Origin of the sequence: Citrobacter sp. RHBSTW-00017 (assembly GCF_013797615.1) — a bacterium.
GTDB classification, from domain to species: Bacteria; Pseudomonadota; Gammaproteobacteria; order Enterobacterales; family Enterobacteriaceae; genus Citrobacter; species Citrobacter braakii.
In genome coordinates this window covers 1,493,115-1,513,536 of sequence record NZ_CP056899.1, presented here as the reverse complement: position 1 = coordinate 1,513,536, position 20,422 = coordinate 1,493,115, and the positions used below count along the sequence as shown (strand labels likewise).

At 53.3% G+C, this 20,422-nt stretch carries 21 protein-coding genes; 7 read left to right on the top strand and 14 right to left on the bottom strand.

The annotated features are described in order from the left end of the window. The first annotated feature begins 25 nt into the window (after window positions 1-25). A complete protein-coding gene (locus HV037_RS07275; protein WP_003835080.1) occupies window positions 26-226 on the top strand; it encodes a YpfN family protein in 201 nt (66 codons plus the stop codon). Window positions 227-274: 48 nt separating this feature from the next. Here the strand turns inward: HV037_RS07275 and ypfH are convergent, their stop codons facing one another. The 6 genes from ypfH to dapA all read right to left on the bottom strand — a co-directional run bounded on the left by ypfH (window position 275) and on the right by dapA (window position 6,827). Beyond that, a complete protein-coding gene (ypfH, locus tag HV037_RS07270) occupies window positions 275-973 on the bottom strand; it encodes an esterase (protein WP_049270071.1) in 699 nt (232 codons plus the stop codon). A 73-nt stretch (window positions 974-1,046) separates the two neighbouring features. Continuing rightward, window positions 1,047-3,062, bottom strand: coding sequence for a GNAT family N-acetyltransferase (locus HV037_RS07265; RefSeq protein WP_103284099.1), 2,016 nt, complete (start codon window positions 3,060-3,062; stop codon window positions 1,047-1,049). A gap of 15 nt (window positions 3,063-3,077) precedes the next feature. Beyond that, window positions 3,078-3,944 carry a neutral zinc metallopeptidase gene (locus HV037_RS07260; RefSeq protein ID WP_016153970.1) on the bottom strand — a complete coding sequence of 289 codons (867 nt, stop codon included), beginning with the start codon at window positions 3,942-3,944 and terminating at the stop codon, window positions 3,078-3,080. 128 nt (window positions 3,945-4,072) lie between these two features. Next, on the bottom strand, window positions 4,073-4,786 hold the full coding sequence (purC, locus tag HV037_RS07255) for a phosphoribosylaminoimidazolesuccinocarboxamide synthase (protein ID WP_003835086.1): 714 nt from the start codon (window positions 4,784-4,786) through the stop codon (window positions 4,073-4,075). 111 nt (window positions 4,787-4,897) lie between these two features. Beyond that, the gene (bamC, locus tag HV037_RS07250; RefSeq protein ID WP_103284100.1) at window positions 4,898-5,932 is read right to left on the bottom strand and encodes an outer membrane protein assembly factor BamC; all 1,035 of its coding nucleotides are present in this window, start codon (window positions 5,930-5,932) and stop codon (window positions 4,898-4,900) included. A 16-nt stretch (window positions 5,933-5,948) separates the two neighbouring features. Continuing rightward, the gene (gene dapA, locus HV037_RS07245) at window positions 5,949-6,827 is read right to left on the bottom strand and encodes a 4-hydroxy-tetrahydrodipicolinate synthase (protein WP_016153972.1); all 879 of its coding nucleotides are present in this window, start codon (window positions 6,825-6,827) and stop codon (window positions 5,949-5,951) included. A 145-nt stretch (window positions 6,828-6,972) separates the two neighbouring features. Here dapA and HV037_RS07240 point away from each other — a divergent pair, with 145 nt between their 5' ends. Together HV037_RS07240 and bcp are read left to right on the top strand one after the other, a co-directional pair. Further along, window positions 6,973-7,545, top strand: coding sequence for a glycine cleavage system transcriptional repressor (locus HV037_RS07240; protein WP_019077363.1), 573 nt, complete (start codon window positions 6,973-6,975; stop codon window positions 7,543-7,545). Further along, window positions 7,545-8,015, top strand: coding sequence for a thioredoxin-dependent thiol peroxidase (gene bcp, locus HV037_RS07235; RefSeq protein ID WP_003835095.1), 471 nt, complete (start codon window positions 7,545-7,547; stop codon window positions 8,013-8,015). Before HV037_RS07240 ends, bcp begins: the two co-directional genes overlap by 1 nt. Before the next feature lie 115 nt (window positions 8,016-8,130). On the opposite strand, the gene iadA is transcribed toward bcp, so the two are convergent. From iadA to HV037_RS07215, 4 genes are all read right to left on the bottom strand, one after another. Further along, on the bottom strand, window positions 8,131-9,294 hold the full coding sequence (gene iadA / locus HV037_RS07230) for a beta-aspartyl-peptidase (RefSeq protein ID WP_103284102.1): 1,164 nt from the start codon (window positions 9,292-9,294) through the stop codon (window positions 8,131-8,133). Between the two features lie 11 nt (window positions 9,295-9,305). After that, the gene (locus HV037_RS07225; RefSeq protein WP_003037948.1) at window positions 9,306-9,767 is read right to left on the bottom strand and encodes a YjiG family protein; all 462 of its coding nucleotides are present in this window, start codon (window positions 9,765-9,767) and stop codon (window positions 9,306-9,308) included. A 1-nt stretch (window position 9,768) separates the two neighbouring features. Next, on the bottom strand, window positions 9,769-10,428 hold the full coding sequence (locus HV037_RS07220; protein WP_103284103.1) for a nucleoside recognition domain-containing protein: 660 nt from the start codon (window positions 10,426-10,428) through the stop codon (window positions 9,769-9,771). 166 nt (window positions 10,429-10,594) lie between these two features. Next, a complete protein-coding gene (locus HV037_RS07215) occupies window positions 10,595-11,659 on the bottom strand; it encodes an AI-2E family transporter (RefSeq protein WP_016153975.1) in 1,065 nt (354 codons plus the stop codon). A gap of 226 nt (window positions 11,660-11,885) precedes the next feature. Between HV037_RS07215 and bepA the strand changes: the two genes are divergently transcribed. Next, a complete protein-coding gene (gene bepA, locus HV037_RS07210) occupies window positions 11,886-13,349 on the top strand; it encodes a beta-barrel assembly-enhancing protease (RefSeq protein ID WP_075847663.1) in 1,464 nt (487 codons plus the stop codon). 87 nt (window positions 13,350-13,436) lie between these two features. Next, entirely contained in the window at window positions 13,437-13,796 is a 360-nt protein-coding gene (arsC, locus tag HV037_RS07205; protein ID WP_103284104.1) for an arsenate reductase (glutaredoxin), read from the top strand. A gap of 34 nt (window positions 13,797-13,830) precedes the next feature. On the opposite strand, the gene HV037_RS07200 is transcribed toward arsC, so the two are convergent. The 4 genes from HV037_RS07200 to HV037_RS07185 all read right to left on the bottom strand — a co-directional run bounded on the left by HV037_RS07200 (window position 13,831) and on the right by HV037_RS07185 (window position 18,253). Further along, a complete protein-coding gene (locus tag HV037_RS07200) occupies window positions 13,831-14,532 on the bottom strand; it encodes a DnaA inactivator Hda (RefSeq protein WP_200049399.1) in 702 nt (233 codons plus the stop codon). A gap of 95 nt (window positions 14,533-14,627) precedes the next feature. Continuing rightward, a complete protein-coding gene (gene uraA / locus HV037_RS07195; protein ID WP_016157119.1) occupies window positions 14,628-15,917 on the bottom strand; it encodes a uracil permease in 1,290 nt (429 codons plus the stop codon). A 95-nt stretch (window positions 15,918-16,012) separates the two neighbouring features. Next, window positions 16,013-16,639 (bottom strand): uracil phosphoribosyltransferase, encoded by a 627-nt coding sequence (upp, locus tag HV037_RS07190; RefSeq protein WP_103284105.1) that lies wholly within the window; start codon window positions 16,637-16,639, stop codon window positions 16,013-16,015. A 183-nt stretch (window positions 16,640-16,822) separates the two neighbouring features. Beyond that, entirely contained in the window at window positions 16,823-18,253 is a 1,431-nt protein-coding gene (locus tag HV037_RS07185; RefSeq protein WP_019077368.1) for a 6-phospho-beta-glucosidase, read from the bottom strand. Window positions 18,254-18,548: 295 nt separating this feature from the next. Here HV037_RS07185 and purM point away from each other — a divergent pair, with 295 nt between their 5' ends. Then, entirely contained in the window at window positions 18,549-19,586 is a 1,038-nt protein-coding gene (gene purM, locus HV037_RS07180; protein ID WP_019077369.1) for a phosphoribosylformylglycinamidine cyclo-ligase, read from the top strand. Next, a complete protein-coding gene (purN, locus tag HV037_RS07175) occupies window positions 19,583-20,224 on the top strand; it encodes a phosphoribosylglycinamide formyltransferase (RefSeq protein ID WP_047416415.1) in 642 nt (213 codons plus the stop codon). The genes purM and purN overlap by 4 nt, the downstream gene beginning before the upstream one ends. Window positions 20,225-20,422: the final 198 nt, after the last annotated feature.

Genomic DNA, 20,422 nt, shown 5'->3' with positions numbered 1-20,422 from the left:
AGTGTTCCTGTAAGAGGAAATGAGCATGGACTGGCTGGCAAAATACTGGTGGATTCTAGTGTTGGTGTTTCTGGTAGGCGTATTGCTGAACGTGATTAAAGATCTCAAGCGCGTCGACCACAAGAAATTTCTTGCCAATAAGCCGGAGCTTCCCCCGCATCGTGATTTTAACGATAAATGGGATGACGACGACGATTGGCCAAACAAGGATCAACCGAAGAAATAAGCCAACGTAGGCCGAATGGCGGTTTCACATCGCCATCCGGCCTGCGGGTTAAATCATCTCAATCACATCATCATCGTGAGGCTTACCGCCGCTCAGCGCTTCATCAAAGTAGTGCTTCGGTACGGTAAAACGCAGGTGGTCGAGCGCAAACTGCATACTGCGTTCATCAATGGCGTGCCCCAGATTTTCGACGATATCCAGCGTCACATCCCCACCGGCACGTATTAACGCCTCCTGTGCGGCAACGGCATGAGATAACTCAATCACCCGGTCTTCACCGCCGTGAATCAAATGCACCGTCGTCGCGGTGGTTGCAACCTCCGGCAACGTGGCATAGCGACCATTAAAGGCGATGACCCGCGACGCCAGCCCAGGCTCGGCTTTAATACTCTCAAGCGACATAATCGAGCCCTGAGAAAAACCAATCAGCGCGGTCGCCTGAGGCGAAACGCCGCTTTGCTTCTGCCAGTAGCGAACGGTTTCGATAAAGACCGGCATAATCGCGTCAATACGCGCCTGGCGGTTCTCTTCCGTTATCCCCTGTACAGAAAACCACTGACGCCCGGAAGTCGTACCATAAGGCTCTGCCCCGCCAATGCTGACGATTAGCGCATCCGGAAACAGCGGCGCAAACCAGGTGCCAATTTCGCCCATGGCAACCGGGTTATCGCCGACGCCATGAAACAGCAACAAGAGCTGTTGAGCGGGTTTATCGGGACTTTGAACAACAAAATGGTCATGTTTCATGGCGATCTCCTTAACTGATGAGAATCATTCTACGCCGCTTAACCGCAATGACCATGCCAGGAAATTGAAGAAGTTAGTGAAAAAATTGCCATTGCATAATGCGATTATGTAGCCGTTGTTCACGCTCAGCATCCAGCTGTTTTAAGGCCTGCGCCGCCTCGGCGCGCTGAACTGCCAACAGCGCTTTGCGACCCGATATTTTCAGCTGTTGGCACAATTCAGCATCGCTGCGTTGAGCCTGTATACGCCCGCGTAATGCCGGAAGAGGCAACTCGCTGTGCTCAAGCAAACGACTCAGACAACCTAATGATGTCAGTAATGGTCGATGCGCGAAAGCAAACCCAGCCAGCTCACCCCAGTCATCCTCATTAAGCGTAGTCTCTTTCAGTGGTACCAGCGGAATGCGCTCTGCGTTCCACTGAGCAAGAATCTCCGCATCCCGTCGCAGGCGCTGGTGCGCCCGCCAGGCAAGGCGTTTTCCCGCTTCGCTGATGGGCAGCACCGCCATAGCGGTATAACAGCCGCTGCTGGCTTCCCGATGATTACCCATCCGTACCAGGACAAAACCGCAGCGCTGCCAGAAACGCCATAATTCAGCCGTATAACCAAAGCTGACGGACAGATAGTCGCACTGCGTGCAATAGTGCCGGGCCTGCAGAATCAGCTGTTGCCCAATACCTTCCCTTTGACGCGCGGGATGAACCGCAATTCGACTGACCCGCCGCCCGACGAGCGTGGCCGCCAATGGGTCTCCGCCGTGCGCCGCCAGTGACTGCGCAACCAGATTTCCTCTTGGTCGGCGATATCCGGCCCAGACGGCCTGGCTTAATTCTGCGGATAATCCCCCCTCGTCGACCAGCCAGACGGCTCCCGCCACCGAGTCAGCAGCCGAAGCCTGAAGAAAATGCTGACCCGGCGCGTCCATCATTCGCCGCAGATCCAGTGGCGAGGTGCGATAATGCGCACCGGAAAGTAGCTGATATACCGCTAACGGTAGCGCCGGGTTTGTCTGCCATGAGAGTTGATCAAATGCCGAGAAGTTAAGCTCCCCCAAGGGGGCATGCGCAAAGGTTTCGTCGTCAAACACCAGCGCATCGCTGACGATTTTCTCCAGCGGACATCCCTGCGCCCAGCGCACGGGTTGTTGCAACTCATAGCGTCGAAGATGGGGAAAGCGGGCGCAAAATTTCAGCAAAAAGCCTCTGCCGGTTCCCTCGTAGCCCTGTACGGTGGTGGTTAACAGCGTACGAGGGAAACGCGCAACCAGTTGGTGTAGCAGCGGCGCGGGGATCGCGGCGGCTTCATCCACAACCAGCCAGTCTGCGGTTGCAGAACTGCTTAACAGCGCATCCGGAGCCATAAAGCGGTATCGCTCTGCGGCAAATTGCGCCAGCACATCCGTTGCCGCTTTAGCAGGCGCGGTGACAATCGCGGTCCCGTTGATACGTGCTATCAGTTGCCCTGCCAGAGCCGATTTACCCCGGCCACGTGCGGCTGTGACCGCAGCCACGCCGGGAGGCATATCCAGCAACTGGGTTAAAATCATCGCCTGTTCAGGCTGAGGATCACCGGTTGCCGCGTGCCAGACTACACGAACAGGAAAACGCGGACTGGAAACTGCGTGATGCTGCTGCCAGTGCAGCGCCTGTCCGTCACGGGAAATCACCCGTTTGACATGTTCAACAAAGTGTGGTGTTGGGATAGGTTCAGCACAGTCGCTCCAGCGCAGTGAATCCACGTCAGGATGCGTGTGCCAGGTATACCAGGGGGGAGTCAGCAAAACCAGCCAGCTCCCGGCGATCAGCGTTCCGCTTAAGGCGGCAAACGCCGCAGCGTCAAATCCCTGCCCGGCGTCAAAAACCGCATGACGAAACTCGCGGCCTAATAACGTTTGCAGCGCCTGTGGCGTACAGTTCGGCTCAGCAGGGGCGGGTGCGCCCACCCATAACCAGTCGCCGGGTAACGTGTCGCGTAGCGCTAATGCCCGCTCCTGACACCAGTTCCCCTCGCCACTGATAATCAGCAGACGACGGATCCCTTCGTGGGCCATCTGTTCGGTTAACGCGCTCAGCGCCGTATTATCAGACATCCCTGCCTCAGTAGCTTAAATGCCTTTACCAAAAGTATTACATTGTCCCGGATCGCCGCTGTCAAAACCGCGTTTGAACCAGCTAAGCCGCTGCTCAGAAGTGCCGTGGGTAAAGCTGTCCGGCACAACGCGTCCTTGTCCCTGCTGCTGCAGGCGATCGTCGCCAATGGCCTGAGCGGCGTTCAGCGCTTCTGCCAGGTCGCCGGACTCCAGCACGCCCTGCTGCTGCATACTGTTGCCCCAGACGCCGGCAAAGCAGTCCGCCTGCAGTTCCATACGTACGGAAAGACGGTTCACTTCAGCCTGTGAGGCATTCTGCTGCATCTGGCGAACTTTCGGTTCAATACCCAGCAGTTTCTGCACGTGGTGGCCCACTTCATGGGCGATAACATAACCCTGAGCAAAATCACCATCGGCGCCCAGCTTGTTTTTCATGTCATCATAAAATGAGAGGTCGATATACACCGTACCATCCGCCGGGCAGTAAAACGGCCCCATCACCGACTGACCTGCGCCACAGCCGGTACGCGTCGCTCCGCGATACATTACCAGCTTCGGCTGTTGGTAGGTCCGGCCCATTTTTTCAAACTGCTGCCCCCAGGTATCTTCCGTGGTGGCCAGAATCACCGAGGTAAATTTTGCTGCTTCATCATCATTTGGGCTGATGGAGTGTGATGATTGCTGTTGGGAAACTGGCTGGCCGGTCATTAATCCGGTGAGATCCACGCCATAATATCCCGCCACCAGCACCACAATCAGCAGGATGATGCCGCCTTTACCACTGGGCAAACGAAAACCAGGGCCGCCTATAGAAGGGCCGCCACCGGAGCTATTTCGTCTGTCTTCCACATTGTCACTTTCACGACGCCCTTGCCAGCGCATAATCACCTCAACTTTTTATTCATTATGATGATGATCGTAGGCGGTTCGGAACAGGATTACCATAAGAAACAGTAATCAAAATCGGCGGGATTGATGAGCCGGAGAGCGATCGCCGGCTCAGGGGAGGATTAGTCTAACTTCACACCCAGACGATGCGCGACGGCTTCATAGGCTTCGATCAGGCCGCCCAAGCTCTGGCGGAAGCGATCTTTGTCCATTTTATCCAGCGTTTCTTTGTCCCACAGACGGCTGCCGTCCGGTGAGAACTCATCGCCCAGGACCACTTCACCTTTATACAAACCAAATTCAAGTTTGAAGTCGACCAGAATCAGACCGGCATCATCAAACATCTTTTTCAGCACGTCGTTGGCTTTGTAGGTCAGCTCTTTCATACGCGCCAGATTCTCTTTGCTCACCCAACCAAAAGTTTCGCAATAGGAATCGTTAATCATTGGATCGTGCATAGCATCGTTTTTCAGGAACAGATCAAACAGCGGCGGATTCAGTTCAATACCTTCCTCAACGCCTAAACGCTTAACCAGGGAACCTGCTGCGCGGTTACGAACCACACATTCAACCGGTACCATCTCCAGTTTTTTCACCAGACATTCAGTATCGGAAAGCAGTCGCTCCATCTGGGTAGGAATGCCCGCTTCTTGCAGTTTAGTCATAATGAAATGGTTGAACTTGTTGTTCACCATGCCTTTACGATCAAACTGTTCAATGCGCGCGCCATCCCCTGCTGACGTATCATTGCGGAATTCGAGCACCAACAGGTCCGGGTTTTCCGTGCTGTATACGGTCTTCGCTTTACCACGATACAACTCAGCTTGCTTTTGCATCTTTATTACTCCTGGGTGTGAATTAACGATAAATATTGCGTTTTTCTGCCGACGCACACGTTTGCGTATCATATCAGAAAAAAAGGGCTGGAGTTATCCAGCCCTTTATTTTTACTTACTGAACGCTGCCTGGAAGACGGCGACCAGCGCGTCGTTCTGGCTTTGCGTCAGGGTATGCCCCTTCGGATCGATAAACTGCAAGCTACTGCGGTTGTCTAAATCACCGACCTGCAGTTTATAGTCGCCGGATACCAGACCCGGATCGCTTGCGCCCAGCTCCTGCCAGTTGCTATCAGACAGTGGTTTGTAGGTCACGGCGATGCTGCCCTGAGAACGGGTGCTGTCGGTCACTTTCATCCCCACTTTCTCAAGCGCTGCCGGCAGACGCTGCCATACCACGTTGAACGGTCCACGTACCACCAGCATCGGTAAACCGGTGTCATCGGCAGCACTCTGAACATCCATGGTGGCGGCAGAGTGGTTCTGCGCGGCATTCGCGGCGTCAGTGGCGTTCTTATCCAGACCTGCGGAGATAACGTTCATCATCTCAGCGCTGTAACGCTGCATTGATGCTGGATCAGCTACGGGTTTACCCGCCTGCTCGAGGTTAATCAGTTTCACCGTTACCGCTTGCTGATAACCCTGCGGTTTAACCGAGATTTGATAACGTCCACGGTACTGCTCGTCTTCATCCAGACGGTTCCAGTTAACCCAGTCGGTGGTCAACGTTTGGCTGGCATCATCACGTTTGGTGATCGTGTAGTTTTTAGACTGAATGACGCTAACGACCTGTGGCCACAGCGTGTTGCCACGACCATTTTCCACCAGCAATGTCGACGTATCACCCGCGATCTGAGTGCGAGCACCGGTGACTAATGCTAACGGCTGAGCCGGCGGGCGAATGTCCAGCGCTTTACCAACGGCACCGCTGCCGTTGGTGACCGGGATATTATAGTCACCCGACATAACCGGCAGAATCATCCCAGCTGGAGCATGAAGCTCAGCAAGCGGTGCGGCCTCCAGATAGGATTCATCACCGCTCACCTGGCGCTTATAACGCGAGTCAGAACTACAGGCCGCGAGCAACATAACAAGCGAAACACCCGCAACCTTGGCCAGGCGCGACTTTTGTACTGAGTAAGCCATCAAATCTCCCTAAACTTTACAGCAAACCGGCATGCTTAAGCGCCGCTTTGACGATTTCACGAGCATTATCCGTGATTGGCGTCATCGGCAGACGTAGCGTATCGGTCGCCACAAGTCCCAACTCCTTACACGCCCATTTCACTGGGATAGGATTGGGTTCGACAAATAGTTTGTTGTGTAACGGCATCAGACGCTGGTTAATCACCCGCGCCTCGGCAAAGTTCCCGGCTGCCGCCAGTTTGCACATTTCGGCCATATCGCGTGCCGCAACGTTAGACGTCACGGAAATCACGCCATGACCACCGAGCTGCATAAAATCCAGTCCGGTCGCGTCATCACCGCTGAGCAGAATAAAGTCGTCTGAAACCAGCTCTTTGATCTGGTGAACACGACTTAAGTTCCCCGTGGCCTCTTTAATAGCGATAATATTTTTTACTTTCGCCAGGCGACCAACGGTTTCCGGCAACATATCGCAGCCGGTACGGGACGGTACATTATACAGAATTTGCGGCAGGTCAGTATGTTCAGCGATGGCTTTGAAATGCTGGAACAAACCTTCCTGGGTTGGGCGGTTGTAGTAAGGCGTCACCGTCAGGCAGCCGACAACACCACTGTCGTTGAAACGCTGCGTCAGACTAATGGCTTCCGCGGTCGCATTAGCGCCGGTTCCGGCAATCACCGGAATACGCCCGTCGGCCAGCTCCAGGGTCATCATCACCACATCGCCATGCTCATCATGACTCAGGGTGGCAGACTCACCGGTGGTGCCAACCGAAACGATCGCCGAGGTGCCGCTGGCGACATGATAATCAATCAGTTTTTTCAGGCTCGACCGGCAGACTTTACCTTTCTCATCCATCGGCGTAACAAGCGCGACAATACTTCCCGTGAACATGGGCCATCCTCTGTGCAAACAAGTGTCTCAATGGTACGTTTGGTACGACAATAAAAGCAAGCGACCAGAGCCGTTCTGATTGTTGTATGCATGTTTTTTTTATGCTTTCCTTATGATTACCTCACCGCTCAAAGGAAGAATAGGTTTGACATCGTCATCGCAACACTATCTGGTCATTACTGCGCTGGGTGCTGACCGCCCGGGAATTGTGAACACCATCACACGTCATGTCAGCAGTTGCGGCTGTAATATCGAAGACAGCCGACTGGCCATGCTGGGTGACGAGTTCACGTTTATCATGTTGCTGTCGGGCACCTGGAATGCCATTACCCTAATTGAATCAACCTTGCCGTTGAAAGGTGCAGAGCTGGATTTACTGATTGTGATGAAGCGCACGACCGCACGCCCCCGTCCGGCGATGCCCGCTACGGTATGGGTGCAGGTCGATGTTCCTGATTCTCCGCATTTGATTGAACGCTTTACCGCCCTGTTTGACAGCCACCAAATGAATATTGCGGAACTGGTTTCACGCACGCAACCGGCTGAGAACGAAAAGGCGGCACAGCTGTTTATTCAAATTACCGCACATAGTCCTGCGTCACATGATTCGGCAAATATTGAAGATGCGTTTAAAGCACTCTGTACAGAACTCAATGCGCAAGGCAGTATTAACGTCGTCAATTACTCACAGCATGATGAACAGGATGGAGTTAAGTAATGAACCCACTGAAAGCCGGTGATATCGCACCGAAATTTAGCTTGCCGGATCAAGACGGAGAACAAGTAAATTTAACCGACTTCCAGGGACAGCGTGTTCTGGTTTATTTTTACCCGAAAGCCATGACACCCGGCTGTACCGTACAGGCCTGCGGCCTGCGCGATAACATGGATGAGTTAAAAAAAGCAGGTGTTGAAGTGCTGGGAATCAGCACCGATAAACCAGAGAAGCTTTCCCGATTCGCGGAGAAAGAAGTCCTTAACTTCACGCTCCTGTCCGACGAAGATCACCAGGTTTGCGAGCAGTTCGGCGTCTGGGGTGAGAAGTCATTTATGGGCAAAACCTATGATGGCATCCACCGCATCAGCTTCCTGATTGATGCTGAAGGGAAAATTGAGCATGTGTTTGATGACTTCAAAACCAGCAACCACCACGACGTGGTAATGAACTGGCTGAAAGAGAACGCCTGATTTACATTTTGCCAGATAGCGCCTGATGGTGACGCCACGCGTCTTATCAGGCCGCCATCCGCATAACTCCGTAGCCGGATAAGGCGTCTACGCCGCCATCCGGCATCAACGTCGTTTATTCAAACGTCCCTTTTACACAGGCTTTTTTCTCTCTGACGACGGCTTTTCCCTTCGCCCACAGGTGATGAACTTCAAGCGCATCATTGAGCACCAGAATGTCGGCATCGCATCCCACCGCCAGACGCCCTTTATGTTCCAGTCCCAAAAATTCTGCGACCGTTCGCGTCAGCGGACACAGCGCCAGTTCCAGCGGTATGGCATGAACCTTCACCAACTGGCGCACTGTTTCAGCCAGTGATTCAAACCCTGCGACACCGATGCCGATAAGATTACCGTAGTCATCAAATTCCGGCTGGCTACCGTTGCCGTCTGAACTCAAGGTAATACGCGACAGCGGCACGTTCTGGCGTAGTGCCGTGGCGATAGCCGTGGCCGGGTCGACGGGTTCATCAATGCTGCTGGTAATGTCGATATAACCGCCTTTGCGGGCATACTCCAGCGCCGACTGAAACAACGGTTCCGCACGATTGACGTGTGTGGGCAGCAGCTTGGTAATCGGTACATCGCAGCTGTCGAGGATCTGGTACAACGGCTCCAGCATGCGCGGGCTGTCGCCCATATGGAAGACGCTAATCCCCGGCTTGCGCCCTAACAATCCGCCAACGCGCGACTGCGCCGCCATGTTTGCCAGCGCCGAGGTGTCCGGGGCTGAAGAACGATGGTCCGAAACAGCACATTTCACGCCAATGATTTTATCGATCAGCGCCACATCGCGATCGATACTGCCGGTGATGGTCGGGGAAGGCAGAGAATACGCCCCGGTCAGCATCCATGCGCTGATGCCTTCAAATTCCAGCGCGCGGGTTTTCGCCAGCAGCGATTCAGGGTGACGGGTAATACCATCTGTCCCCAGCAATCCCACCACCGAGGTGACGCCAGCTTCAACCAGCCGCGACAAGCGCACTTCCGGCGTGCGGGTGTGCGGCCCCGCTTCTCCGCCGCCGCCAATCAGATGGACGTGTTGATCGATAAATCCTGGGCACACAATCGCGCCGTCAAGATTGATACACTCGCAGCCAGGAAAATCGTCAGGGGAAATCGACGGTGCGATGGCAACAATTTTGCTGCCAGACACCAGTATATCCTGGCGCCCTAAGTCTTCCGGCGCGTACACGTGTCCCTGCTGGAACAACGTCAAATTAAGAATGGAACAGTTCATAACCTTCCTTGTCAGGCAATAACCTGCATAACCCAAATAGAGAGCAGCGCATTAATTACGCATACCGCAATAATAAGCGGGTAATAACGGGGATGGACCCCCGCGGTACCCAGACAGCGTCCCACATTTTGCACCGGATTGCCCATCAGGTAGATAGCCGGTAACAGCACCGTAGCATCATGTCCCGAAAGCGTACCGGCGACAACCAGGCTGGCGCAAACACCGACGCCGCCTCCCATACTCATCACCGCCGCCAGCAGTACGGTAGCAGATTCCCCCGGCAGTCCCCACAGCGCCATTACCGGCTCACATACCCGCCCGACAATCTCGAGCAGTCCCGTCACCTTCAGCGCCTGAATAATCACAAACGCCATTACCACGTTAGGCAACAGGCTGGTTGTTGCAATAGTGAATCCGCGCCGTGCGCCATCGATAAACATATCCATGACGTTTTTACGTACTTGCGTTGTCATCTCACGCCTCCTGCTGCGTACGGCGATTTTCCAGCTGCGCAATCCACAAACGCAGCAGGTTCGCACCCACAAATTTGAAGACAAGGATCACCGCCAGCGGCGTAATCACCGGAACGGTAACCATCGTAAACAGCGCAGCACCCGAGGAAAAATAGTTGGTAATACACGCACTGCCGCTGGTTTGCCAGCAGGCAAAAATGGCACGTTCCTGTTCAGTGATAATGCCCTCTTCCGCCATTTCTTTAGTCATCCCTGCCGCAGCATCGGTATTTTGCAAATTCGCAATCAGCGCCAGCGAGCAAATACCCGGAATACCGAGTAACGGGCGCAGGACTGGCGTCATCAGTTGCTGTGCCGCACGCAACCCTCCCAGCCCTTCGGTGACGGAAATTATCCCGAGTGAAAGAATGACGGAAGGCGCCAGCTCAAGCGCGAATAAGAAGCCGTCTTTTGCGCCCATACCGCCCGTGCCGCGAAAAGAGACCGCCGTGTCCCCCGCCGCATTAATCTGCCCAAACGCACCGTTGAGAACGGTGAAATCAAAGACTCGCCACCATTCGGTACTTTTCGCAAACATGCCGGAAAAAAGAATAATCGTAATAAAAAAAGCGAGATAACCGCCCCATCCCACCTTCTGCTGCGTGTGTGTGTTGTGATCCATTTTGTTCTCCTGTTGGCCTTATTCCTTGCGTGACTTAAAGACATCACGCGGGTCAAGTTAAAGACAAACGCAGAGAAAAACGACACCAGAGGAGATTATTCAGAATGTGTGGATAGAGGTCAGACAAGTTCGGCTCCGGCGACATTGCATCGCCGGAGCAAACAGATTAGGGTTCATCAACGACCTGACCATCCGGCCAGGCATGCATTACCGCTTTGATTAACGTCGCCAGAGGAATCGCAAAGAATACGCCCCAGAATCCCCACAGGCCGCCGAATATCACCACTGAGAGAATAATCACCAGCGGATGCAGATTTACCGCCTCGGAGAACAGCACCGGCACCAGCAAATTACCGTCCAGCGCCTGGATTATCAGGTATACGGCAAAACAGCTCCAGAACTCGGTGCCAAGCCCGAACTGGAACAATGCCACACCGACCACCGGAATAGTGACCACGAAAGCGCCGATGTACGGGATCAGCACGGAGAAGCCTACCAGCACCGCCAGCAGCAGCGAATAGTTGAGGCCAAACAGCAGGAAGCCGAGCCAGGTCGCCACGCCAACCACCACCATTTCCAGCACCTTGCCGCGGATATAGTTGGTGATTTGCTGGTTCATCTCTTTCCACACCTGCCCCGCCAGTCCGCGATTACGCGGCAGCACCCGACGCACAGCGTTCAGCATTTGTCCTTTATCTTTGATCAGGAAGAATACCATCAACGGGACGAGAATCAGATACACCGCCAGCGTCAGCAATCCGACCAGTGAAGCCAGCGAATATTTCACCACCGAATCGCCCATGGTGAGCATTCGCGAGCGCATATTCTCCGCCATCGCATCAATAATGCCCGCATCCATCAGCGCCGGATAACGCCGCGGTAAGGTGGCGGCAAAATCAGACAATTTGTTGAGCATGCCGGGCATATCGCGGATCAGGTAGATCCCCTGTTGCCATGCAACGGGCATTACCACAAACGCCATCAGCAGCAAAATACCGACAAACACCACCAACACAATCGATGTCGCCCAACGCCGTGAACAACCAATATGTTCCAGCCGTACTGTCGGCCATTCGAGCAGGTACGCCAGCACAATGGCGACCAGCAGCGGCGCCAGAAGACCGCTAAAAAAGAACAGGATGCCAAAACCGGCAACCAGAATAATCAGCAAGGCGATGGCTTCGGGGTCGCTAAAGCGGCGGCGATACCATTGCATCAACATTTCGAGCATAAAACCCTTCCATGAATCCAATAGCGGGATTGCGATCCCGAATTGTATCGAAATGTCACAAAAAAGACTTCGCTTTTTATAGCGGATTACGCAAAGTGAAAAGTCATTTTTCCTGGGTGTTCATCGTCAGGTTTCGCAGTTACACTCCCTAAGCTTGCGGAGTGTGAACGAAACTTCACGGCATTGGTCAAATGGCTATCTCAAAAAAGAATACAGGACAGAGGTTATGTTCAGGCAGTTGAAAAAAAACCTGGTTGCTACCCTCATTGCTGCACTGACCATCGGTCAGGTTGCGCCCGCATTTGCAGAAACCGCGGACACCCTACCTGATATGGGAACCTCGGCAGGGAGTACGCTTTCCATAGGACAGGAAATGCAGATGGGCGATTATTATGTACGCCAGCTGCGCGGCAGTGCGCCATTAATTAACGATCCGTTGCTGACGCAATACATTAATGCGCTGGGGATGCGTCTGGTCTCGCACGCCGACTCGGTAAAAACGCCCTTCACCTTCTTTTTGATTAACAACGATGAAATCAACGCCTTTGCTTTCTTTGGCGGCAACGTTGTTTTGCACTCCGCACTGTTCCGCTATTCCGATAACGAAAGCCAACTGGCATCGGTTATGGCGCACGAAATTTCCCACGTTACGCAGCGTCACCTGGCGCGTGCAATGGAAGACCAGAAACGCAGCGCGCCGCTAACGTGGGTGGGTGCGTTAGGGTCAATTTTATTGGCGATGGCCAGCCCGCAAGCGGGTATGGCGGCGCTGACCGGTACGCTGGCGGGTACACGTCAGGGGATGATTAGCTTTACGCAGCAAAACGAACAGGAAGCAGACCGCATCGGTATTCAGGTACTGCAACGCTCGGGATTCGATCCCCAGGCCATGCCGACGTTTCTGGAAAAATTGCTCGATCAGGCCCGTTACTCTTCGCGTCCACCAGAAATTTTGCTGACTCACCCCCTGCCAGAAAGCCGTCTGTCGGATGCCCGTAACCGCGCCAACCAAATGCGTCCGGCTGTCGTCCAGTCTTCAGAAGATTTTTATCTGGCCAAGGCACGCACCTTAGGCATGTACAACTCTGGTCGCAACCAGCTGACCGATGACCTGCTGAGTAACTGGTCGAAAGGCAACATACGTGAGCAACGTGCGGCGCAGTATGGCCGGGCATTGCAGGCAATGGAGGCCAGTAAATATGACGAGGCACGTAAAACACTGCAACCGCTGCTGGCGGCAGATGCTAACAATGCCTGGTATCTCGACCTGGCAACGGATATCGATCTCGGCCAGAAGAAAACCAGCGATGCCATTAATCGGTTGAAAAACGCCCGCGACCTGCGCACCAACCCGGTACTGCAGCTCAACCTGGCAAATGCGTATTTACAGGCCGGGCAAGCCAAAGAGGCAGCGACCATCCTGAATCGCTATACGTTTAGCCATAAGGACGACCCTAACGGCTGGGATCTTTTAGCGCAAACGGAAGCCAACCTGAACAACCGTGATCAGGAACTGGCAGCCCGCGCGGAAGGGTATGCCCTCGCAGGACGTCTGGATCAGGCGATTTCGATGCTCAGCAGCGCAAGCTCACAGGTCAAGCTGGGTAGCCAGCAGCAGGCCAGATACGATGCCCGTATCGACCAGCTACGCCAACTGCAAGAGCGCTTTAAACCGTATACGAAAATGTAATTATCGAACCCTTGCCGGATGGCGATATGTAGGCCAGATAAGGTCTTTTGGTCGCCATCCGGCAGGATTGTTATGCAAGGAGAAGTCATGTCAGACGCGATTAAAATCTACCATAACCCACGCTGCTCCAAGAGCCGTGAAACGCTGGAGTTACTGAAATCCAACGGCGTGGACCCGGAAGTGGTGTTGTATCTGGAAACCCCGGCTGACGCCACAACCCTGCGTGAATTGCTGCAGATGCTGGGCATGTCCAGCGCGCGCGAGCTGATGCGCAAGAAAGAAGATCTCTATAAGTCACTTAATCTGGCGGACGTAAATCTGAGTGAAGATGCGCTGATTCAGGCAATGGTGGAAAACCCGAAATTGATGGAGCGCCCGATTGTGGTTGCCAAAGGCCAGGCGCGAATTGGACGCCCGCCGGAGCAGGTACTGGAAATCATCGGTTAACCTGAACCTGCCGCAGTTTTTTCGGCTGCGGCGCTTACAGCTTCAGTATCTCTTTTACGAATGGAATGGTCAGCTTACGCTGGGCAGTGATCGATGCGTGATCAAGCTGATCCAACGTCATAAACAGCGTACGCATTTCTCGATCCAGACGCTTGAGCAGGAAGCGTCCCACATCTTCCGGCAGTTCAAACCCACGAAGTCTGGCGCGTAATTGCAACGCCTGCAGCTTATCTTCATCGGAAAGCGGCTGCAGCTTGTAGATTTGTCCCCAGTCCAGGCGCGAGGCGAGATCCGGCAACCCCAGATTCAACTGTCTTGGCGGGCGATCGCCTGTGATCAGCAGACGCGTTTTCCCCGACTCCAGGATGCGGTTGTAGAGATCAAAGATCGCCATTTCCCACAGCGAATCCCCGGCCACACATTCGATGTTATCGATGCATACCAGCGATAAATGCTCCATACCGTCGAGCACCTCGGGGACGAACCAGGTACGCTTGTCGAGCGGCACATAGCCTACCGCATCGCCGCGCGCGGACAGTTCCGCACAAGCTGCATGCAGCAAATGACTACGGCCAGCGCCTTCACGCGACCAGAGATAAATATACCCGCTATGGTCCTGACGCAGCACGTTTTGCAGTGCAGCCAGTAAAGAGGAGTTATCCCCCGGCCAGAAACTTGCGAAAGTTTCGTCATCAGGAAGATAAAGTGGCAAAGAGAGCTGTGCCGGTGTGTTCAGAGATACCTCAACCCAGGATTTCATAAAATCGCGTTGAGTTTAACACAGAAATACGTCGTGATAGAACCGGGCAGCATCGCCACCCGGTAAGAGATTTACTGTTGCGGACTGTCGGCATCTTCCGCGTCAAGCACGACTTCTTCCGGACGCAGCAGGCTGATAACTTTGAAAATCAGGCTCAGACAAACGCCAACAATGGTCGCCAGCGCCATGCCTTTCAGCTCAGCGGCGCCAATGTGAACTTTCGCACCACTCACGCCGATGATCAAAATAACCGAGGTCAGGATCAGGTTTTGCGCTTTGTTGTAGTCTACTTTTGACTCGATCAGTACGCGAATACCAGAAGCACCAATCACGCCGTACAGCAGCAGCGATACGCCCCCCATGACCGGCAGTGGAATGATTTGGATCGCCGCCGCCAGTTTGCCCACACAGGAGAGCAGAATGGCAAAAATTGCCGCGCCGCCGATAACCCAGGTACTGTAAACACGGGTAATCGCCATTACGCCAATGTTTTCGCCGTACGTGGTGTTCGGCGTAGAGCCGAAGAAACCAGAGATAACCGTAGACAGGCCGTTGGCAAACATAGAACGATGCAGGCCAGGATCGCGAATCAAATCTTTTTTCACGATATTCGCCGTTACCACCAGGTGTCCAACGTGTTCAGCGATGACCACCAGCGCCGCCGGCAGGATGGTCAGAATGGCAACCCATTCAAAGCGCGGCGTGTAGAACGTTGGCAGAGCAAACCAGTGGGCCTGCGCAATCGGCGTGGTGTCCACGACTCCCATCACGAAGGAGAGCGCGTAGCCGGCCAGCACCCCAATCAGAATCGGGATAATCGCCATAAAACCGCGGAACAGTACAGAGCCAAATACCGTAACCGCCAGCGTCACCATTGAGATGATGATGGTTTTTGAATCCGGTAATTGTCCCTCTGCTGGCAGTAACCCCGCCATGCCCGCAGCGACGCCAGCCAGCTCCAGACCGATGACGGCAACGATTGCGCCCATCGCCGCAGGAGGGAACATGACATCCAGCCAGCCGGTTCCTGCTTTCTTAACGATGAAAGAAACCAGGCAGAACAGAACGCCGCACATAATGAAACCACCCAGCGCCACTTCATACCCTAACGGCAGCAACAGCAGTACTGGGGAAATAAATGCGAAGCTGGAACCCAGATACGCAGGAATTTTACCTTTACAGATAAAGAGATACAGCAACGTACCAATGCCGTTAAACAGCAGAACGGTAGCCGGGTTGATGTGGAACAGGACTGGCACCAGAACCGTTGCGCCAAACATAGCGAACAGGTGCTGCAAACTAAGCGGGATTGTCTGTAAAAGCGGCGGTCTTTCACTCACCCCGATAGCACGGCGCGTCATAGTGTTTTCCTCTGAGTGTTGTTTGTTATTAGCCTTGGGTTGTTATATTCAAAAAAAAGCCGACTCTTAAAGTCGGCTTCTTTTCACTTATTCGTTTACTTGGTACCAAAAATCTTATCGCCGGCATCGCCGAGCCCTGGAATAATGTATCCGTGCTCGTTCAACCCCTGATCGATGGAGGCCGTGTACAGCTCAACATCCGGGTGCGCTTTTTCCAGTGCCGCGATACCTTCCGGTGCCGCAACCAGGACCAGCACTTTAATGCTGTTGCAGCCTGCATTTTTCAGCAGGTCGATGGTGGCGATAACGGAACCGCCGGTTGCCAGCATCGGGTCAACGATCAGCGCCATACGCTCATCGATGTTAGATACCAGCTTCTGGAAGTACGGAACCGGCTCCAGCGTTTCTTCGTTACGGTACATACCAACCACGCTGATACGCGCGCTCGGAACGTTTTCCAGTACGCCTTCCATCATGCCCAGGCCCGCACGCAGGATTGGCACAACGGTGATTTTTTTACCTTTGATTTGGTCAACTTCAACCGGACCATTCCAGCCTTCAATGGTCACCTTTTCGGTTTCCAGACCAGCGGTTGCTTCATAAGTCAGCAGGCTGCCAACTTCCGAGGCGAGTTCACGAAAGCGTTTAGTGCTGATGTCGTTTTCACGCATCAGTCCCAGCTTGTGTTTGACGAGTGGGTGTTTGACTTCCACGATCTTCATACTCTTCTCCTTTCCTCAGACGAGTGGCAACCACAAAAAAAATCGCCGGATTATACCGCTTTTCGTCTCTGGCGCAACACTGGATACGCTTGATATGGATCAACCAAAGTCGTTTGCGTCTGGATGATGAGTATAAAACAAGCCCCGCATTATTGGCGGGGCTGGCTTTCAATACTATGAATTTTATAGATATTCAGCATTGGTCTGGATAACGTTTTGATACCATGAAAAAGATTTCTTCGGCGAGCGTGCTAACGTTCCGCTTCCGTCATTATTTTTATCAACATAGATAAAGCCGTAGCGTTTTTTCATCTCCCCCGTCCCGGCCGAGACTAAATCAATACAGCCCCACGGGGTATAACCCATCAGGTCCACGCCATCTTCCACTACCGCTTTTTTCATTTCGCTGATATGTGCGGCCATATAGTCAATACGATAGGAATCATCCACCGATCCGTCGGCCTGCTGCACGTCAATCGCACCAAAGCCGTTTTCGACGATAAACAGCGGCAGTTGGTAATGATCCCAGAACCAGTTCAGCGAATAGCGCAGACCAACGGGATCAATCTGCCAGCCCCAGTCCGATTTCTGCACGTACGGGTTGGAAACCAGACTTTTCGACTCGTCGTAGTCCAACTGTGGGTTGTCTGCCGTGGCCTGCGTTGCGAAAGACATATAGTAGCTAAAGCCGATGTAATCGACACAACCCTCGGTCAGCGCCTGACGGTCTTCCTCGGTGATATCAAGATCAAAGCCACGCCGGGCAAAGTAGTTGAGAAGATGCTGCGGGTATTTGCCGCGCACATGGACATCGGTAAACCAGTAACGCCGGTGCATGGCGTTCATCGCCATCATCATATCGTCCGGCGCGCAGGTCAGTGGATAGATAGGACACATGGCAATCATGCACCCTATCTGCAATGCCGGGTTAATCTCACGCGCAGCCTTTACCGCCAGCGCGCTTGCCACCAGTTCATAGTGCGCCGCCTGGTACATAACCGGCTCGCGGTCTTCACCGGGCTGATATTTCAGGCCTGAGTTAGTAAAAGGCGCGAAGTCTTCGTGATAATTTGCCTGGTTGTTAATTTCATTAAACGTCATCCAGTACTTCACTTTGTGCTGGTAACGGGTAAAAACCACTGCGGCAAAACGGACAAAGAAATCGATAAGTTTGCGGTTACGCCAGCCGCCATATTGCGTCACCAGATGGTATGGCATCTCGAAATGCGACAACGTAATCACCGGTTCAATGCCATATTTCAGGCATTCGTCAAACAGGTCATCATAGAACTGCAGGCCAGCCTCATTGGGTTGCGCTTCGTCGCCTAAGGGGAAAATACGCGTCCAGGCAATCGAAGTGCGAAAACATTTAAACCCCATTTCGGCAAACAGCTTAATGTCGTCTTTATAGCGGTGATAAAAATCGATGGCGTCGTGGTTAGGGTAGTTTTTACCGGCAATCACACCGTCAGTGATTTCACGCGCCACGCCATGCGCCCCCGCCGTCATGACATCGGCAACGCTAATTCCTTTTCCACCTTCCTGCCAGCCACCTTCCAGTTGATGAGCGGCTACGGCACCACCCCACATAAAATCTGCTTTAAATCCTGACATACCCTTCCCCTATCGTGATTACTCTGTGCAAAACGCTGTTGGTGAGGTCCGCAACAGAAAACAGAAACCGGTTTCAGTACGATACTGTGTATTCAGCAGGCAGGTTTCAAGCACAAGACTGTACCCGGTTTCATTTTCGTGGCGCAGTTCAAACAAATAGATAAATGATTGTAAAATGCTGAAAAAATCAGCACATAAAACTTGATGCAGAGCAGGCTCGCAAACGTTTGCTTTCCCTGTTAGAATTGCGCCGAATTTAACTTTTACTGCAAGTAAACATGTGGGGAAGCAGGCAGTGACCGATAAAACCTCTCTTAGCTACAAAGATGCCGGTGTTGATATTGATGCAGGTAATGCTCTGGTTGATCGAATCAAAGGCGTAGTAAAGAAAACTCGTCGTCCGGAAGTTATGGGTGGTCTGGGTGGCTTCGGTGCGCTGTGCGCATTGCCGCAAAAATATCGTGAACCGGTACTGGTTTCCGGCACTGATGGCGTCGGCACAAAACTGCGTCTGGCGATGGATCTGAAACGCCACGACACTATCGGCATTGACCTCGTCGCAATGTGCGTCAACGACCTCGTGGTTCAGGGCGCTGAGCCGCTGTTTTTCCTCGACTACTATGCTACCGGCAAACTGGATGTGGATACCGCAGCCAGCGTCATTAACGGTATTGCCGAAGGCTGTCTGCAGTCTGGCTGTGCGCTTGTCGGCGGTGAAACGGCTGAAATGCCGGGGATGTACCACGGCGAAGATTACGACGTGGCAGGCTTCTGCGTTGGCGTCGTCGAAAAATCAGAGATCATCGACGGTTCAAAAGTGGCTGACGGCGACGTACTGATTGCACTCGGCTCCAGCGGTCCGCACTCCAACGGCTACTCTCTGGTGCGCAAAATTGTTGAAGTCAGCGGTTGTGACCCGGAAACCACCGAGCTTGAAGGCAAGCCGCTGGCCGATCACTTACTGGCCCCGACCCGCATTTATGTCAAATCCATTCTGGAATTGATTGAGAAGGTTGATGTGCATGCCATTGCCCACCTGACCGGCGGTGGTTTCTGGGAAAATATTCCACGCGTTCTGCCAGACAACACGCAGGCTGTGATCGACGAATCTTCATGGCAGTGGCCAGCCGTCTTCAACTGGCTGCAAACGGCGGGTAACGTCAGCCAGCATGAGATGTATCGCACCTTTAACTGCGGCGTAGGCATGGTTATCGCCCTGCCAGCTTCTGAAGTGGACAAAGCCCTTGCTTTGCTCAATGAGAAAGGTGAAAACGCATGGAAAATCGGTATCATCAAAGCTTCTGATTCCGAACAGCGTGTGGTCATTGAATGAAAAACATTGTGGTGCTCATTTCCGGCAACGGAAGCAATTTGCAGGCGATAATCGATGCCTGCGAACAGAATAAAATCAATGGCACCATACGTGCAGTATTCAGTAACAAGGCCGATGCGTTCGGCCTTGAGCGCGCACGCGAAGCGAATATTCCTGCACACTCGCTGGAAGCCGCCCAGTTTGCCAGTCGCGAAGCATTCGACCAGCAACTGATACAAGAGATCGACGCTTATACCCCCGATGTCGTGGTGCTGGCCGGTTATATGCGCATTCTAAGTCCGGCGTTTGTTGCTCACTATTCTGAACGATTGCTGAATATCCACCCGTCTTTATTGCCGAAGTATCCTGGCCTGCACACGCACCGTCAGGTTCTGGAAAACGGCGATGAAGAGCATGGCACCTCCGTCCATTTCGTCACCGATGAACTGGACGGCGGACCGGTTATTCTCCAGGCCAAGGTTCCGGTATTTGAAGGCGACAGCGAAGATGATGTCACGGCACGAGTCCAGGCCCAGGAACATACCATTTACCCGCTGGTGGTAAGCTGGTTTACTGATGGTCGCCTGAAAATGCGTGATAACGCAGCATGGCTGGACGGCGTTCGTCTGCCGCCACAAGGCTACGCCGCCGACGAATAATAAAATCAACCTGTAAACCGGATCTCACCATCCGGTTTACAGGCATAAATACCTTTTCCGGTTAACATCTCCGGTATTCATCTACGCTCCCCCCTTTCTCTTTGCTATCAGACGGTTTATTGTCATATTTTTCTGGCACTGTTGGACATCTGAGAGCAATGCTCGCCATAATAAATCGGTAGTGTCCCGTGAATGAAA